At 67.3% G+C, this 14,921-nt stretch carries 18 protein-coding genes; 4 read left to right on the top strand and 14 right to left on the bottom strand.

The annotated features are described in order from the left end of the window. Positions 1–31 precede the first annotated feature (31 nt). The 4 genes from HUN08_RS07500 to HUN08_RS07485 form a co-directional block, all read right to left on the bottom strand. Positions 32–376: a hypothetical protein gene (locus HUN08_RS07500; RefSeq protein ID WP_124247393.1), complete on the bottom strand. Its 345-nt coding sequence runs from the start codon at positions 374–376 to the stop codon at positions 32–34. A 35-nt stretch (positions 377–411) separates the two neighbouring features. Further along, a complete protein-coding gene (locus HUN08_RS07495; protein WP_124247394.1) occupies positions 412–819 on the bottom strand; it encodes a hypothetical protein in 408 nt (135 codons plus the stop codon). Further along, the gene (locus tag HUN08_RS07490) at positions 816–2,060 is read right to left on the bottom strand and encodes an amidase domain-containing protein (RefSeq protein ID WP_124247395.1); all 1,245 of its coding nucleotides are present in this window, start codon (positions 2,058–2,060) and stop codon (positions 816–818) included. The genes HUN08_RS07495 and HUN08_RS07490 overlap by 4 nt, the downstream gene beginning before the upstream one ends. Positions 2,061–2,352: 292 nt before the next feature. Further along, positions 2,353–2,964, bottom strand: coding sequence for a TetR/AcrR family transcriptional regulator C-terminal domain-containing protein (locus tag HUN08_RS07485; protein ID WP_124247396.1), 612 nt, complete (start codon positions 2,962–2,964; stop codon positions 2,353–2,355). Between the two features lie 68 nt (positions 2,965–3,032). Between HUN08_RS07485 and HUN08_RS07480 the strand changes: the two genes are divergently transcribed. Together HUN08_RS07480 and HUN08_RS07475 are read left to right on the top strand one after the other, a co-directional pair. Continuing rightward, a complete protein-coding gene (locus tag HUN08_RS07480) occupies positions 3,033–4,001 on the top strand; it encodes a zinc-binding alcohol dehydrogenase family protein (RefSeq protein WP_124247397.1) in 969 nt (322 codons plus the stop codon). A 195-nt stretch (positions 4,002–4,196) separates the two neighbouring features. Further along, positions 4,197–4,817, top strand: a complete 621-nt coding sequence (locus tag HUN08_RS07475; RefSeq protein WP_174900896.1) for a GPR1/FUN34/YaaH family transporter — start codon at positions 4,197–4,199, stop codon at positions 4,815–4,817. 88 nt (positions 4,818–4,905) lie between these two features. Here HUN08_RS07475 and HUN08_RS07470 read toward each other — a convergent pair whose 3' ends face one another. From HUN08_RS07470 to rpsB, 5 genes are all read right to left on the bottom strand, one after another. After that, a complete protein-coding gene (locus HUN08_RS07470; RefSeq protein ID WP_124247399.1) occupies positions 4,906–5,769 on the bottom strand; it encodes a phosphatidate cytidylyltransferase in 864 nt (287 codons plus the stop codon). Positions 5,770–5,781: 12 nt separating this feature from the next. Beyond that, the gene (frr, locus tag HUN08_RS07465; protein WP_124247400.1) at positions 5,782–6,339 is read right to left on the bottom strand and encodes a ribosome recycling factor; all 558 of its coding nucleotides are present in this window, start codon (positions 6,337–6,339) and stop codon (positions 5,782–5,784) included. 16 nt (positions 6,340–6,355) lie between these two features. After that, complete coding sequence (gene pyrH / locus HUN08_RS07460) at positions 6,356–7,090, bottom strand: UMP kinase (RefSeq protein ID WP_124247401.1); 735 nt, start codon at positions 7,088–7,090, stop codon at positions 6,356–6,358. 161 nt (positions 7,091–7,251) lie between these two features. After that, positions 7,252–8,076, bottom strand: a complete 825-nt coding sequence (tsf, locus tag HUN08_RS07455; RefSeq protein WP_124247402.1) for a translation elongation factor Ts — start codon at positions 8,074–8,076, stop codon at positions 7,252–7,254. A gap of 47 nt (positions 8,077–8,123) precedes the next feature. Then, positions 8,124–8,969, bottom strand: coding sequence for a 30S ribosomal protein S2 (gene rpsB / locus HUN08_RS07450; protein ID WP_124247403.1), 846 nt, complete (start codon positions 8,967–8,969; stop codon positions 8,124–8,126). A 261-nt stretch (positions 8,970–9,230) separates the two neighbouring features. Between rpsB and HUN08_RS07445 the strand changes: the two genes are divergently transcribed. Further along, entirely contained in the window at positions 9,231–9,716 is a 486-nt protein-coding gene (locus tag HUN08_RS07445; RefSeq protein ID WP_124247404.1) for a M23 family metallopeptidase, read from the top strand. On the opposite strand, the gene HUN08_RS07440 is transcribed toward HUN08_RS07445, so the two are convergent. The 5 genes from HUN08_RS07440 to HUN08_RS07420 form a co-directional block, all read right to left on the bottom strand. Further along, complete coding sequence (locus HUN08_RS07440; RefSeq protein ID WP_301546978.1) at positions 9,709–10,311, bottom strand: M15 family metallopeptidase; 603 nt, start codon at positions 10,309–10,311, stop codon at positions 9,709–9,711. The two genes, HUN08_RS07445 and HUN08_RS07440, sit on opposite strands and share 8 nt — an antisense overlap. Before the next feature lie 67 nt (positions 10,312–10,378). Beyond that, a complete protein-coding gene (locus HUN08_RS07435; RefSeq protein WP_124247406.1) occupies positions 10,379–11,293 on the bottom strand; it encodes a tyrosine recombinase XerC in 915 nt (304 codons plus the stop codon). Positions 11,294–11,659: 366 nt separating this feature from the next. After that, positions 11,660–12,529, bottom strand: a complete 870-nt coding sequence (locus HUN08_RS07430; protein WP_124247407.1) for a siderophore-interacting protein — start codon at positions 12,527–12,529, stop codon at positions 11,660–11,662. 65 nt (positions 12,530–12,594) lie between these two features. Continuing rightward, a complete protein-coding gene (locus tag HUN08_RS07425; protein WP_301546939.1) occupies positions 12,595–13,470 on the bottom strand; it encodes a PHB depolymerase family esterase in 876 nt (291 codons plus the stop codon). 100 nt (positions 13,471–13,570) lie between these two features. Further along, positions 13,571–14,203: a TetR/AcrR family transcriptional regulator gene (locus HUN08_RS07420; RefSeq protein WP_124247409.1), complete on the bottom strand. Its 633-nt coding sequence runs from the start codon at positions 14,201–14,203 to the stop codon at positions 13,571–13,573. Between the two features lie 114 nt (positions 14,204–14,317). Between HUN08_RS07420 and HUN08_RS07415 the strand changes: the two genes are divergently transcribed. Next, entirely contained in the window at positions 14,318–14,914 is a 597-nt protein-coding gene (locus HUN08_RS07415; RefSeq protein ID WP_124247410.1) for a maleylpyruvate isomerase family mycothiol-dependent enzyme, read from the top strand. Positions 14,915–14,921: the final 7 nt, after the last annotated feature.

Raw genomic sequence — 14,921 nt, 5'->3', positions numbered from 1 at the left:
CACGGTCGCTCCCGCCACCGATAACTGCGCGTTACTGTCCGGGCAGGGGCGCCTTCCCCAGGCCGTTGAGCGCACTGGCTATCCGGCTGATCCCTTCGGCTGTTTGGCCGTCAGTCTGCTCGATTGCCTCGACGGAGGCGACAATCGCGTCAGCGGTTGCCGACAGGTCATCAATGGTGCTGCTGATCTCGCCCTTCATCAACGTATTGAAGGCGACCAACTTCGGTCCGGCGGCGAACCCCGGGTTACCCGCCGCGGCCGGCTCAGCGGAGTCGAACAGCCCCGCCAGAGCACCACGAGCCTCACTCGCCTCGGTATTCACGGTCCCACCCGCATTCTTTACCTCGGTGGGACGTATTTCGATTCGATCGGTCATTTCTTCATTCCCTCGCCTCTGACGGGCAGTCTGTTCTAGTAGTACGACCGACACGGCGCGCCGCTGCCGTCAACACCGTCACGCGGGTTGGACGACGACGTGCCACTGATCAACAGCGCCCAAAGGCATGTCACCACGGCCACGACGACGAGGATGGTCGCGACCGCCACCTTCCATCCCGCACCACTGGCCCCTATGGATGCGCACCACACCATGAGGCTTATCACCGCCACCGCTGCCAGCGCGGCGGCGCCAAGCGCGAACAACTCCGCGGGCGGCAGTGGCGGCAGGTCATAACAGCGACGGTGCGCGACGTCGCTGAGCCAGTTGGCCTGAAGTCGGTTCAACACGACCAAGGCGATAATCGCGCACGACAAACACAGCCCACCGAACCAACCCGTCCATCGGATCAATGCCGACGCAGCCCGTTCTTTCGGCTTCACCACGACTCCTTGGGGCGGACGATAACTGGTGTCTGCTGTCCTTCACCCTGGGAGATCATAGGAAGCCTGTCCTGGAGACTTTGGTCAACCGCGCCGGGAGTGTGTTGCGTGTAGAGCACTTGCCCGTCGGGCAGCACAGCCGTCACGACAGCGGTGTGATGACTGACATCGTCACCGGTCGGATGGGAGTAGTTGAAGTAAACGACATCGCCTGGCCTGGCTTCACCAATAGGTACTTCAGTTCCGTCGTTATGGAGGAAGAACTCGCGCTGGGCGTCCGAGTTGAACCACGACCGTGTGTGCGTAGCGCCGGGCTGAGGAATCTGGTCTTCGTATCGTCGGCCCCAGTTGCGGCTGTCCGAGGTGCCCCGCCACGCATCGAGCTTGTACTTGAGGCCTCCGGCGTGGAGGGCGTTGGACGCGAAGTTGGCACAGTTGACAGAAAAGACATCGATCTTCTCATTGTGTGCGTTCTGCTTCGCCCATCGCACCGTTTCGACCGGGTTGTAGCCCCGCCCGGTGTCCTCCAACCTGTGCTTTACGTCGCCCGGAATACCTGGCAGATCGTGCAGCTCGACTGGGACGGCACGTTCAAACATCTTGCGCTGCTCGTCGGTCAGACCTGCCCACCATCGCGCAACGTTTTCGGGGGATTGTCCATCCGGAAGCAGGTTACGAATCGACTTGAGCGCGGCCTCAACTGCTTTGGCCTGACGTTTCTGCGCATCAGGCGTCGAAATCGAATCTGGATCGACGGTGCAGGCATTAAGTGCGTCCACGCAAGACTGATCGGCTTGAGTTGCTGCCTCAACGGCATCTCTGATCAGTTCTCGTGCTTGGTCCGCAGCCCGCTTTGCCTGGTCGATCTCATCATCAGGCATATCGTCGGGAACCGTCACACTGCCGTCCTCCCCCACGGTCAGCCCCCGCGAAAGCGCGAAGGAAACAGCAGCTTTCAGGGAGTCCTGGGCAGTACGCACGGCGTCTTCGAGTGTGTCGAGTGCCACAGCGCCGCCACGGGCGAGGATCCCGGTATCAACCATCCTGTCCGCACATCGGACCAGCGCCGACCTCGCTTGTGCACCCGTTTGATCGGGCCAGTTGTCAGCGAGCGGCTTCGCGCCATTGAAGTGAATATTGTCGGCCGTGCGAGTCGCTTGTTTGGCTACTGCGAGGGCATCGTCAGCGGCAGCTTCCCACAGCGCGGGTTTGGCATCGAAGAGCTGTCTATAGGTGACCATTATTCTCCTGAGCCGTTGTGAACAACTCTTCCGATGTCATCTTGACTACCTGGCGGTCAGGCACAGCAAGAGGCTACTCGACGGGCTTCGAGCCCAGCAACACCAAGTCCCCCAACCATTTTCGGTGTCGGCTACTGGTTCTACTCCCGCAAATACCGGGGTTGACCAACGATCCAACGCGCTCGGGCCACCGTAGTCCCGAACACGAGTTCCACCGAGCGCGGAATCACGCGGGATGCGGACCGCCTCCAGGTCCGGCGCGACGGGCCACTCACCACGTGCCCGAACCGGCTCAGGACAATCCGGCCACGACGAACGAGAGCTGATCGTCGAAGCGTTGTTGGGCGGGCCGGAAGCCGTGGTGTCCGGCCGCGACCGCCAGCGCGTTCTCGGCACCGACCTCCTTGTCCCGGTCGGCGAGTGAGTAGCGCTGGGCGTCCTGACGGTCCTGCTCCTCGATGACGAATCCGACGACGAAGGCCGTGACGACGTCGTAGGCGTCGACGATCCGTTCCAATGGGATCCCACGCTCGGTCCAGTACGCCAGACCGATCTCCTGCCTGCGCAACAGCTCCGGGTCGCGCAGCCTGGTGCCGGCGAAGGTACGCGCGCCGTCGCGGTGGGCGAGGTACTCCTCGCGCACGGTCGCCGCGTAGCGGCTCAGCGCGGCGGCAAAGGATTCGCCGAAGGGCTGCGACATCGAGCGCTCGGATATGCGACGGGCCACCTCGGTGCCCATCTCGTCGAGCAGCGCCTGTTTCGACGGCACGTGCCAGTACAGGGCCGGGGCCTTCACACCGAGCCGGTCGGCCAGCGCCCGCAGGGTCAATCCGTCGATCCCGGCCTCGTCGAGTAGGGCGAACGCCTCGTCGACGATGGTTTTCACGCTGAGTTTCGCCGCCACCTTGACAGCTTAACACTGTTAGAGGAACCTGGTCATAGTCCTTAACATTGTTAAATAACGGAGGAATCATGAAGGCAGCAGTCATCACCGGGCCCGACCAACCGCCCGTCTACACCGACTTCGCCGATCCGACGGCCGGTGACGGGCAGCGCATCGTCGAACTGGTCGCCGCGGGAATCCACAACGTCGTGCGGTCGCGCGCCTCGGGCCGGCACTACAGTTCGTCGAACACCTGGCCGCTCATTCCCGGCCTCGACGCGGTGGCCCGGACCGACGACGGGCGGCTGATCTACACCGCGACGCAGTCGATCCCCTACGGCACGATGGCGCAGCGCATCCCCGTCGCCTCCGCATTCGCCATCCCCCTCCCCGACGGGACCGATCCCCTCGCGGTGGCCGCCGGGTGCAATCCCGGCCTGGCCTCCTGGTTGCCGCTGCGCAAGCAAAGCGACGCCCTCGCCGACGCCGGCGGCCTGGGCGCCGTGCTGGTCCTGGGTGTCACCGGCATGGCCGGCCAGATCGCCGTGGCGGCGGCACTGACGATGGGCGCGACGCTCGTCGTCGGCGTCGGACGCAACACCGAGGTGCTCGATCAGTTGACGGGTACCCACGGGGACAGGTTCCGCGCCGTGGCGCTCACCGGTTCCGACGCCGACTCCGACGCGATCCGCGACGCCTTCGACGGGCAACCGCCGACGACCGTCATCGACTTCCTGTGGGGACCGGTCGCGGAGCGGACCTTCGTCGCCCTGGCCCCGCTGGCGGAGGGTGCCGCGGTGGCCCATATCGAGGTCGGCGCGATGGCCGGCGCCGACGCCTGCGTTCCCGGCGCACTGCTGCGCAGCAGGCAGTACACCCTGAGCGGCAGCGGGTTGGGCAGCGTCGACACCGCGGTGCTGTTCGAGGGCATCGCCGAGTTCATCGGACATGTCGCCGACGGCACGATCCACGTGCCCTACCGGCAATTCCCGCTGTCACAGGTCGCACGGGCCTGGGAGCACTCCGGCCCGCAGCGGGCCGTCGTCGTGCCGGACTGACCACCGAGCCCGGCGAAAGTCCACGCACGACTCGTCGCGAGAATCCCATACCGCGCATTTTATATAGTGTTACGCTCCGTCCGCCGGTCGCCACATGCGACCGGCGGGCGCGACAAGTCTCAGGGGTGTCCACGGCGCATAGGGAGCGCGCTTCGAAAACTGTCGCGCTCTCGAATGATTGATGTGGAGCACACAATGTCAGAACCCTCGAATGCCGTAGCCGCGATCGTGCCGGAGCCCGAAGGCGCCGGCGTCACACTGTTCACGGTGGCCGCCCTGATGCTCGGCCTCCAGTTCGCCGGAATAGCCCCGGCGAGTGCGGCAAACGGATTCCTGCCGGCCGAACTGTTGATCGGCCTGGCGATGATGATCGTCGGGATAATCGGCACGATCAACGGATCGCACGTCATCGGCCTGTTCTTCTCGACCTTCGGCCCGTTCCTGATCTCCTTCGCGCTACTGTCCCTCGGCGCGGCGCACGGGTGGTGGAAGCTCGCGCCGGCCGAAACGCTCAAGGTCTACGGCTGCTTCCTGCTGACGTGGACGATCATCCTCACCCTGTGGCTCCTGCTGAGCGTGGTGTTGCCGAAGTTCTTCGCCGTTCTGCTGCTCGTACTCAACATCGCGCTGTGGCTCCTCGTCGTGAACTTCTTCACCTCGCCCGACGGGGCGCCCAACGCGCTCCAGCACATCGCCGGGTGGCTGTTGATCCTCGCGGCGGTCGGCGGCCTGTACTTCGTCGCCTCGTATTGGCTGCGGTGGGCCGGAATCGACAAGTTGCCGCTGGGCAGCCCGCTGGTGACGGCCGCGGAATAGCGGTCTCCCGCTGAAGCAGGAGTCGACCCGCGCGGTAGCCGCCGTCCGCGCATCCGCGCGCGTCGACTCCGCTCACGCGTTCCGGGGCCTAGAGCAACGCCGAGAGAACCGCCCAAACGATGAAGGACGAGGGCAGCAGCGAATCGAGGCGGTCCATGATCCCGCCATGGCCGGGCAGCAGGGTGCCCATGTCCTTGATCTCCAGGTCGCGCTTGACCTGCGACTCGACGAGGTCGCCCAAGGTCGCGCAGATCACCAGCACGACGCCCAGGATCACGCCGATCCACCACTTGTTGTCGAGCAGGAACACCACGCAGCAAACGGCGCCGACGACGCCGAAGGTGAGCGAACCGCCCATCCCCTCCCAGGACTTCTTCGGACTGATCGCCCGCACCATCGGGTGGCGGCCGAAGAGCACCCCGGCAACGTAGCCGCCGACGTCGGAACAGACGACGACGATCATCAGCGTGAATACGCGCTGCGGGCCGTGGTCGGCCAGGACCATCGCGGCGCCGAAGGATGCGAGCACCGGAATCCACACCAGCACCAGCACCGATGCGGCCAGGTCTTTGAGATAGCCGACGGGTGCGGCCGACAGGCCCTGGCTCAGCAGTCGCCACACCATCGTGACGAGCACCGTCGCGACCAGTGCGACGAGGACGGCCGCCGGGTCGCCCTTCGCGAACCACGACGAGGCGATGATCGCGGCGGTGCCGACCAGGATGGGGATCACCGGGACGTCGAAACCGCCCTCGCGCAGCCGCTTGACGACCTCCCATGCGGCCACCACCATGGCGACGCCGACCACCAGGTACCACCACTTGGGCGCCAGCAAGAGGACGGCAATGACAAGGCCGCCCAGACAGGTGCCGACGCCGATGGCGGCGGGCAGGTTGCGCCCGGCCTTCGAGGGCTTCTGGTCGTCGGCGGGGACGGCGGGAGTTGTGCTCATCGGGGCTCCTGCTCAGACTTCGAGCAACTCGCCTTCCTTGTGCTTGACCAACTCGTCGACCTGGGCGACGTAGCCCGCGGTGGTCTTGTCGAGGTCCTTCTCGGCGCGCACGACCTCGTCCTCGCCGGCTTCGCCGTCCTTCTGGATCCGCTTCAACTCGTCGACCGCCTTGCGGCGCACGTTGCGGATGGAAACCTTGGCGTCCTCGCCCTTGGCCTTGGCCTGCTTGACGAGTTCTTTGCGACGATCCTCGGTCAGCTGCGGAATCGAGACGCGGATGAGGTTGCCGTCGTTGGTCGGGTTCACGCCCAGATCGGAGTTACGGATCGCGGTCTCGATGTCACCGAGCGACGACTGTTCGTACGGCTTGATGACGACGAGGCGGGCCTCCGGCGTCGTGATGCTGGCGACCTGGGTGACCGGCGTCGGCGACCCGTAGTAGTCGATGACGACGCGGTTGAACATCGACGGGTTGGCCCGCCCGGTCCGGATCGACCCCATGTCGTCCTTGGCCCGGGAGACGGCCTTCTCCATCTTCTCCTCGGCGTCGAGCAGCGCTTCGTCAATCATCGGTTTCCACGTTCTCCTAGGTCGTGACGAGGGTGCCGATGCGCTCGCCGGCGATGGCGCGCGCAATGTTCCCCTCCGTCAACAGATTGAACACCAACATCGGCATCTTGTTGTCCATACACAGACTGAAGGCGGTGGCGTCGGCGACCTTCAGTTCCTTCTCGAGAACCTCACGATGGGTGATCTCGCTGAACATGGTCGCGTCGGGATCCTCCCGGGGATCGGCGGTGTACACACCGTCGACGGCCTTGGCCATCAACACGACCTCGGCCTTGATCTCCAGCGCGCGCTGCGCGGCGGTCGTGTCGGTCGAGAAATACGGCATACCCATGCCGGCTCCGAAGATCACCACGCGCCCCTTCTCCAGGTGGCGCACGGCACGCAGCGGGAGGTAGGGCTCGGCGACCTGCCCCATGGTGATGGCGGTCTGCACGCGGGTGGTGACGCCGCGCTTCTCCAGGAAATCCTGCAGCGCCAGACAGTTCATCACCGTGCCGAGCATGCCCATGTAGTCCGAGCGCGCACGGTCGAGCCCGCGCTGCTGCAATTCCGCCCCGCGGAAGAAGTTGCCACCGCCGATGACGACGGCGATCTGGGCGCCGTCTTTGACGACCTCGGCAATCTGGTCGGCCACCGCGGCCACGACGTCGGGATCGAGTCCGACCTCGCCGCCGCCGAACATCTCGCCGCCGAGCTTCAGCAGGACCCGCTTGTAACCGTGCCGAGCTGTGCTGTCTCCCGATTCCGCCATGTGACTCCTCGCTCGTGCGATGTGAATGGACCCCGCTGCCCCGCCCGACCGGCGGCGCGCACTCGTCTTATCTTAGGGGCAACATGGACGGGCCCCGCCCCCGACCTGTCCGGTCGGGAAACGGGGCCCGTCTGCGTTGTCCGCGGTGTTCGGCCGGCAGGCTAGGACTGGCCGACCTCGAAGCGGGTGAAGGCCTTCACCGTGGCGCCGGCTTCGGAGAGAACCGCACCGACGGTCTTCTTCGAGTCCTTCACGAACGGCTGGTTCACCAGAACCGCGTCCTTCAGGAAGCCCTTCAGGCGACCCTCGACGATCTTCGGGAGAGCAGCCTCGGGCTTGCCCTCTTCCTTGGCCGTCTCCTCGGCGATACGACGCTCGCTGGCCTTGACGTCCTCGGGGACGTCGGCCTCGGATGCGTAGGTCGCCTTCAGCGCCGCCACCTGCTGCGCGGCGTTGCGGGCGGCCTCGGCCGCCGCTTCGCCGTCACCGTCGTAGGACACGAGCACGCCGACGCCCGGGGGCAGGTCCGACGCGCGCTTGTGCAGGTAGGTCGCCACCGGGCCGTCGTAGAAGACGACGCGGCGCAGTTCGAGCTTCTCGCCGATCTTGGCCGAGAGGGCGGCGATCGCGTCGGCCACGGTGCCGTCGCCCAGCTTGGCGGCCTTGAGCTCTTCGGCATCGCTGGTCTTGGCGGCCAGCGCGGCCTCGAGCACCTGGTCGGCGAGCGCCTGGAACTCGTCGTTCTTGGCGACGAAGTCGGTCTCGCTGTTGAGTTCGATCATCGCGCCGTCACGAGCGGCGACGAGGCCCTCGGCAGTCGAGCGCTCCGCCCGCTTACCGACGTCCTTGGCACCCTTGATGCGCAGTTCCTCGACGGCCTTGTCGAAGTCGCCGTCGTTGTTCGCGAGGGCGTTCTTGCAATCGAGCATGCCCGAGCCGGTGAGCTCGCGGAGCCGCTTGACGTCGGCTGCAGTGTAGTTCGCCATGTGTGGCGAGCCTCCTTATGAGTGGTTGCTGGTTGGTGTGGGACCGACTACTCGGCGGCGGGCGCCTCGACGGCCTTGGCCTCGTCCTTCGCGGCCTGCGCCGGGGTGTCGGTCGACGCGGTGGCCTCGTTGAGCAGCTCCTGCTCCCACTCGGCGAGCGGCTCGCCCGCGCCGGCCTCCGGCTTGTCGTCCCCACCGGTCTGGCCGGCCCGGGCCTGCACGCCCTCGGCGACGGCCGAGGCGACCACGCGGGTCAGCAGGGCGGCGCTGCGGATGGCGTCGTCGTTGCCCGGGATCGGGTAGTCGACGAGGTCGGGGTCGCAATTGGTGTCCAGGATCGCGATGACCGGGATGTTGAGCTTGCGCGCCTCACCGACGGCGATGTGCTCCTTGTTGGTGTCGACGACCCAGATGGCCGAGGGCACCTTGGCCATGTCGCGGATACCGCCGAGCGTGCGCTCCAGCTTGTTCTTCTCGCGGGTCAGCATCAAGATTTCCTTCTTGGTGCGTCCCTCGAAGCCGCCGGTCTGCTCCATCGTCTCAAGTTCCTTGAGGCGCTGCAGACGCTTGTGGACGGTCGAGAAGTTGGTCAGCATGCCGCCGAGCCAGCGCTGGTTCACGTAGGGCATGCCGACGCGGGTCGCCTCTTCGGCGATCGATTCCTGGGCCTGCTTCTTGGTGCCGACGAAGAGCACGGTGCCGCCGTGGGCAACGGTCTCCTTGACGAACTCGTAGGCACGATCGATGTAGGTCAGCGTCTGCTGCAGATCGATGATGTAGATGCCGTTGCGGTCGGTGAAGATGAATCGCTTCATCTTCGGGTTCCACCGGCGGGTCTGGTGCCCGAAATGTGCGCCGCTGTCCAGCAGCTGCTTCATGGTCACGACAGCCATCGTCGAGACTCCTTCTTGTTGCAGTTGTCATCGCCCGACCGGTTTGGCGGGAGATCCTGATGCTTGCCACGGCGGCGGAACCCGAGTGCTCGGGACTGCCCGCGCCGCGCCGACCTGCGAAGATCGGTAGCGAGCATGCGAAGTCACGTCATCCGGCGCGAGCCGGGATGAAGTGCGTCATCAAGTCTAACGGTGCAGGTCGCGGGTACCAAATTGGCTATCAGACGGAACCGGTCGGCGCCGCGCTGCGTCCAACTCCATATGCGGAGCATCCCGATCCTTCTCGTCGTCGCCCTTCTCCTTCCGGCCCAAGCGCACGCCGCCGGACGCTACGGCTGGCCGCTGCAACCCCGGCCGCGCCTGGTAACCGCCTACGACCCGCCCGCCCAACGGTGGCAGTCCGGGCACCGCGGGGTCGACTTGGCAGCGGCGGTGGGCCAACCCGTGCTCGCCGCCGGCGACGGGACGGTTACCTTCGCCGGCAGGGTCGGCGGCAAACCGGTCGTCGCGATCCGGCACTCGCCGACGTTGTGGACGACTTACGAGCCCGTCGAGGCCAAGGTCGCCGTCGGGGATTCGGTACGACGCGGAGACGTCGTCGGCGTCGTGCGCGAGGGCCACGAGGGATGTCCGGTGGCGATCTGCCTGCATTGGGGCGCTCGGACCGGATCCGGCCACGACGCGGGCTACCGCAACCCGTTGGGCCTCGTCGGAGGTCTGCGGGTCCGGCTCTACCCGGTCAGTTGACCGGGGCGCGCAGGTGGGGGCGCGGGGTCTTCGACCCGGGGCCGTCGAAGTGCCACCACTCCCCCTGGTACGGCGACAGGCCGCCGGACTCCATGGCGCGGCGCAAGGTCGCGCGGTTCTGCTGCGCGGCCTTGCCGATGCCCTGCGCGTCGGCATGGGACGCGGCGGTGAAGTCGTCGAATCCGGTGCCCATGTCCAAGCGGCGACCGTCTCGCTGGGCGAGGGTGACGTCGACCGAACGGCCCGACTCGTGGCTGGTCGCCATGTTGCCCGGCTTGGCCACCCAGGCGGCGTTGGGAACGACTTCCCACATCTTGACCTGCGCCGAATGCGGACGGTAGCAGTCCCAGAACACCAGGCGTAGTCCCTTGCCGCGCAGTTGCCCGCCGGCCGCGGCGAGCCCGGATGCCATGGAGTTGTGGACGAGGCAGCGGGCGTTCGCCGGATACAGGCGGACGTGGGTGAAGTTGTCGGTCGTCGCGTATCGCATGTCGATGATAGCGTCGGGTACCGCGGTCCGCACGTCGACGAGGCCGTCGGCGGCTGCCTGCGGGCTCACCGACGGGACGGCCTGCGCCGGTGCGGCGACCACCAGCGGGGCGACGGCGGCGAGGATGGCGACGGCGACGGGAGCAGAGGTGCGCGTATTCACGCCGACCAGGCTACGCGCGCGGGTGGGCCTGGGCATGCACGGCGCGGAGTCGTTCGACGCTGACGTGGGTGTAGAGCTGGGTCGTCGCCAGCGACGAGTGACCGAGGAGTTCCTGCACGACGCGCAGATCCGCACCCCCCTCCAGTAGGTGCGTTGCCGCCGAGTGGCGCAGGCCGTGCGGGCCCATCGCCGGACCCCCGACCGCCTCGACCGCCTTGGTGACGACGGTGCGCGCCATCCTCTGATCGAGACGCCCGCCGCGGGCCCCGAGCAGCAATGCATCGCCCGACGCCGCGGTCGCGATCGCCGGTCGCCCGTGCCGGAGCCAGTCGTGCAGCGCCCGGGCCGCCGGGTTCCCGAACGGGACGCTGCGCTGCTTGTTTCCCTTGCCGATGACCCGCAGGACCTGCCGCGCATCGTCGACGTCGCCGAGATCGAGGCCGCACAACTCCCCGACGCGGATGCCGCTGGCATAGAGGAGTTCGAGGATCAGGCGGTCGCGCAGTTGCACCGGCGACGGGTCCTCACCGACGGCCTGGTCTCCGGTACCGACCGGTGCGGCCGTCGCGGCCTCCGCCTGTTCCTGCGACAGGACGTGTGGGAGGACTCGGTGGGCCTTGGGCGCCTGCAGGCGCACCGTCGGATCGGGGGTGAGGATTCCCTCTCGCGCGGCCCACGCGCCGAACGTCTTCGCGGACGACACCTGGCGGGCGATCGTCGTGCGGGCGATTCCGCGCCGGGTCTGTTCGGCAAGCCAGGCCCGCAGCAGCGCGAGGTCGATATCGGCGACGGCGACACCGCGCGCCCCGGCGAAGGCGATGAGCGCCCGCACGTCGCCGGTGTAGGCGCGCACGGTGTGCTCACTGCGGGCCTTCTCCAGGCGCAGGTGGGTCGCGAAGTCGTCGACGACACGAGGATCGCTCATCGGTCCAGTCCACGCCGCCCCGTCGCCCGGGGCAATCCGCCGCGCCCGGTTGCGACCGGACCGTTACGCACTCGGGACGGCCACAGTCGTGACAGCACGACGCCCCCGACCACTGGCCGGGGGCGTCGAAGGCTGGAGGAAATCCTTACTTGGACTTCTTCTTCGGGGCCTTCTTCTCCTGCTTCTTCACCTGGAAGGGGACGAACAGGGCGGTCTTGTGCTTGGCCTTCTTGGGCTTCGACATGTGTCTACTCCTTGCGTAGTGAACTGTGGGACGGTTGCCCCCGCACCAACGAAGCTACGGAGCGCAGCTAGGTCCAAACCCAGGCACGACTGTGCGTTTTCTATGTCCGAAAAGTCGCCGAATTACGCTGTCGCCGATTCCTCCGCCTTGCGCAGATCGGCTTTCCACTGCCGGAATCCCTCTTCGGTGCGACCACGCCGCCAGTAGCCGGAGATCGACGCGTTGCCCGCGCCGACGCCGCGCGTCTTCCGGATGTAGCCACGCAGGTTGTGCATGACCGCCTGCGCCTCGCCGTGGATGAACACCTGTGGTTCGCCGTCCCACCACGGCGCCGAGCGGACCGCCTCGATCAACGGGGAGTTGTCGCCTGCGACGTCGTCGCCGACCTCACCCGCATCGCCGCCGCGGTGGATCCAGGAGACCGCGACGCCCTCGGGAACCGTCAGCTCGAGCTCGTCCTCGGGTCCGGCGACCTCGATGAATGCCTGCCCCTTGGCGTCGGTCGGCAGCGCCTCCAGCGCCGCGGCGACGGCCGGGAGCCCGGCCTCGTCGCAGGCGAACAGGTGCCACGGCGCGTCGGCACGGGGTCGGTAGCCACTGCCCGGGCCGAGAAATCGCACCGTCTCCCCCGGTTGGGCGCGGGCCGCCCACGGACCGGCCAGCCCCTCGTCGCCGTGGACGACGAAGTCGATCGCCAGTTCGCGGGCGGCGGGGTCGTAGCGACGGACCGTGTAAGTGCGCAGCACGGGTGTGCCCGGCTCCCCCGACCCACCGCGCAACGCTGCCGGGTCCAGTTCTGCGGGCAACTCCGACCCGTCGGGCATGAACGCGATCTTGACGTACATGTCGGTGTCCCAATCGGCCGTCACGTCGTCGCGTCCGCGTACCGGGGTGAAGTCGTCGAAACCGTCGCCACCCAGGTAGACCCGCACGAAGTGCCGTCCGATCCGTTCGGTCCGCAGTACCTGCATCGTGTTCAGCCGCTTGGCCATGCACCCTCCTCGAAAGTCGCTGCGCACCAGCCTACTCAGGTTTACCTAAGTGCCGGTGCGGTGCGCTACCGGAGGCGATGCGCCAGCAGGAACTCGATCAGCCGACGGTCCAGTCGCGGACCGTCGAGGGTCACCCCGCCCGGACCGGTGGGATGCCCGGCACCGATGACCTCGGCGAGTTCCACCTCACTACGTCCCGAACCGAACCTGCTGATCCGCGCGGGATAGCGGTCCAGACCTCTCGCCGGCACGGTGACGACACCGCGCGGGCGGGCACCGCCGAGGCCGTTCGCGGCGAGCACCGCGGAGAGCTCGACGGCACCGATCACGGGGGGCGCGACGTCGTCGCGGTCGCCGTGGACGAGGAAGGTCGGGACCGGCCGACCCTGCCTGGCGTTGCGCAATGCCGTCCCCGTCGGATCGCCGACGAACGGGAACCCCGCCGAGACGCCGATCGCCGCGACGACATCCGAGTACAGGGCGCCGAGCATGTGGACCGCCCCACCCCCGGCCGAGTGACCGATCGCGAAGACGCGGGTCGGGTCGGCGCGCTGATCACGGACGGCTCTGCGCAGGATGTCGGCGAGGATCGAGACCTCGCCCTGGCCGCGGGTCAGACCGGCGGGTTCGAAGAACTGCCACATTCCCGCGCCGTTGGCGCGCAGCGACTGGATCGGCGCCACGACGCTGAAGCCGAGTCGATCGGCCTCGGCTAGCAGCGTATTCGACGGCCGCAGCCCCATCGGATCCCCGTTGCGCACCTTGCTCGTGCCGTGAACCCACGCGATGAGCGGACGCCCGGGCGCCAGCCCCTTCGGGGTATACACCTGATAGGCGCGGGTGCCCGCCGCATTCGTCAGCGTCTTGGTGACCAACGTTCCACGGCCGTGCTCCACGGGCGCGGCGTTCCCGGTCCCGGATACGAGTCCTGACGCTCCCACAACGACGATCGTCGCCGCTCCCACCAACAGTCGTCTCATCGCGCATGCTCCCTCGGTTCGGATTCGATACCAAAAGGTATCAAACTGGTGGGATTCGTGCTCAGGACACCACCGCCGTGAGGATCGCGACCAGGTGTTGGCGCACCTGCGCCTCGCTCATGTCGAGCAACAACTGGTAGATCACCCCGTCATAGACCGTGACCACGGCTCGCGCGAGGTCCGCCGGGGTCGGCAGCGAAGCCGGCAGCTCGATGCCCGACGCGGCGACGAAGGCGGTCAACGCCTCGATGACCTCGGCCCGCAGACGCCGGCGGTGATCGGCCAAATCGGCCGCCACCTCGGGAAACCGCGCGGCGTAGGAGACGAAATCGGTATTGATCAACAACCAGTCGCGATCAAGGGGCACCGTCATCGCCCACTCCTCGACGACCGCGACCACGGCCGGGGTCGAATCCGCCGCGGCGGCGGACGCCGGATCGACGGCCGCGAGGACCGCGGTGGCGCCGACCTCGGACTGTCGGTCGTAGAGCGCGAAGAACAACTCCTCGAGGCTGGTGAAGTTCGAGTAGAACGCACCCTTGGTGTAGCCGGCCGCCTGGCAGACGTCGTCGATCCGGGTCCGCCCGAACCCCTTCGCGACGAAGACCCCCATCGCGGCGTCGAGTAACCGCTCGCGCGTGTCGATGCGACGCCTGGTGAGCGCTTTTCGCCTCGTCCGCGGCTTCTCGTCCATCTCACGAATCTACTGCCGTGCCGGCCGCGCCGGTGTGCCGGTTGCGCCGTCCGGGATACGCTGCGGTCCTACCCATTCGGTCGACCCGAGCCACCGCGTCGGAAAGGCAACCCCGTGTCCCCCACCGAAGAAGACCTCCGCCGCGAGACCTTTGCCGAACGCCGCCGCCTGGCCGATCTACTCGCCGGGCTGACGCCCGCGCAGTGGGCCGAGTCCTCGCTTTGCGAGGGGTGGCGGGTCCGCGAAGTCGTCGCGCACATCACGATGGCCTACCGCATCTCCGGGCCACGGGTGATCGCCGGCATCCTTGCCGCCCGGGGGAACTTCAACCGCTATGCCGATCGCCAGGCGCGCAAGGACACCGCCCGAGTGTCCGACGCCGAGTTGCTCGATTCGATGCGCGCCAACATCGAACATCCGTGGAAGCCACCGCGCGGCGGCCAAGCCGGCGCCCTTGCCCACGACGTCCTGCACGGCCTCGACATCACCGAGCCGCTCGGGCTGCCGTCAGCGCCCGCAGACCGCATCGCCCTGGCCATCGGCCAGCCCGACAAGCGCCAACTCGCCTATTTCGGCGTCGACCTGGACGGAATCTCCCTGGTCGCCGAAGACGCCGATATCCACCTCGGCTCGGGCACCCCGATCACACTGCCGGCGAAGGACATCGCGCTCATCGTCGGCGGTCGGCGCCCGGTCCCACCCCACTCGTGAGCACGAC

Origin of the sequence: Gordonia sp. X0973 (genome assembly GCF_013348785.1) — a bacterium.
Lineage (GTDB): Bacteria > Actinomycetota > Actinomycetes > Mycobacteriales > Mycobacteriaceae > Gordonia.
This window is presented reverse-complemented; position numbering and strand designations above follow the sequence as displayed.